1 protein-coding gene is annotated in these 1,618 nt (G+C 50.2%); it reads left to right on the top strand.

Annotation, left to right across the window (positions count from 1 at the left end; genetic code table 11):
• Positions 1–1,453: efflux transporter outer membrane subunit (locus tag XALGPE39_RS11660; RefSeq protein WP_235429799.1), on the top strand; the 1,453-nt coding region annotated here is incomplete at its 5' end.
• Positions 1,454–1,618: the final 165 nt, after the last annotated feature.

Here is a 1,618-nt window from a genome sequence, read left to right as displayed (position 1 = left end):
GTCGGATAGGAGCGTGCTGGCTTCATCCGCTTACGATAGCCGCGAAAGCCTCAAGTTCATAACACGCTCTAACTATGCTGACATGATCAACCTACCCACCGAACAGAATATCGCCTCAACAAAGATAATCCAAGGTGATACTAAAGCAGTTCAGGTGGGTAGTGAAGTAGCAGGAAAATGTTGGGAACTTTACCGATCTGACGAACTGACATCTTTAGTAGAACAGGCAGTTCGAGATAATCCTGACCTACAAGCGGCTGGCGAAGCACTAAATAGAGCAAAGCAACTTGAACTCGCAGAGGGAAGTAGGCAGCTGCCCACTCTTGATGCAGATGTCTCCCAGCAACGACGCCGTCATGCCCAGGCCGAAGATGGCGATGTCGGCTTACCGAGCTACTATTCGGTATCCAATTTACATCTTAGTGCAACATATGATCTTGACCTATGGGGCGGCATACGCCGCTCTATCGAGGCGAGTGGCGCACAGACTGACTATGCCCGCTTCGAAATGGAAGCAGCTTACCTTGCACTGACCAGCAACGTTGTGATCACGGCCATTCAAAAAAGCTCTATCGACAAAAAGATCCGCATTCAACAGCATATAGTTGATATTGATCAAAATTTTCTAGACATAATGGTCGCACAAGCTGAAATTGGCACACGTAATGGTTTCGATGTGGCACTCCAGCAGTCGCTCCTTGCAAAATCTAAATCGGCACTGGAAACATTGCTCATCGAGCGCGAGCAGGTTCAACATAGACTAGCTGCGCTGATGGGCAAGCAGATCACCACCGTTTCCGATATCTCGATTGATCTGGATACACTGAAAATTCCCAGCACGCTCCCAATGACGTTGTCTTCCAAGTTAATTGAACAGCGCCCTGACATAAAGGCAGCGGAAGCAGCGCTGCACGCACAGACCGCACTGGTGGGCGTTGCCGCTGCGCAGCGCCTACCTGACATTACGATCAGCGGACGGCTCGGCTCCGCTTCGCTAGATGCAACCACACTCTTCGGCACAGGAAGCGGTCTATGGTCGGTCTCTGCAGGTCTAACACAGAAGATCTTCGATGCTGGGAAACTCAAGCACCGCCAGCGTGCCCAGGAAGCAGCAATGCGCGAAGCAGATGCACGCTGGCGAACAACTGTCGTTGAGGCAATCCACTCGTTATCCGATGTGTTATCAAACCTGCAACACGATGCCGTCAAACTTCAATTGGCAGCCAACAGCGAGAAAGCTGCCCAACAAGTCCAGGTGCTATTGGAGCGCCAACGTGAGCTTGGCAGTGTATCTGCATTAAAAATATTCGCTGCACAACAAATTTATCAAAACGCATCACTCGAACTGATCCAGGCACGCACTCAACGTTTCATCGACACAGTCGTTCTATACCGCGAACTCGGCGGAGGATGGTGGAACCGTGGTGAAGTCGGACAGTACCCAGCACATTGAGGGCTACATCGCACTGATAAGCAGCCAGGAAAATAATCTAAACGGAAGAAATGCTGATAATGCAGACGCAAGCTTTGGATACAAAAATTTCAATTCCTAGAGCGTGTTATGAACTTGAGGCTTTCGCGGCTATCGTAAGCGGATGAAGCCAGCACGCTCCTATCC

Origin of the sequence: Xanthomonas sp. GPE 39, from assembly GCF_000963005.1 — a bacterium.
Lineage (GTDB): Bacteria > Pseudomonadota > Gammaproteobacteria > Xanthomonadales > Xanthomonadaceae > Xanthomonas_A.
The sequence above is the reverse complement of the archived record's forward strand: the minus strand, read 5'-3'. Positions and strand labels throughout refer to the sequence as shown.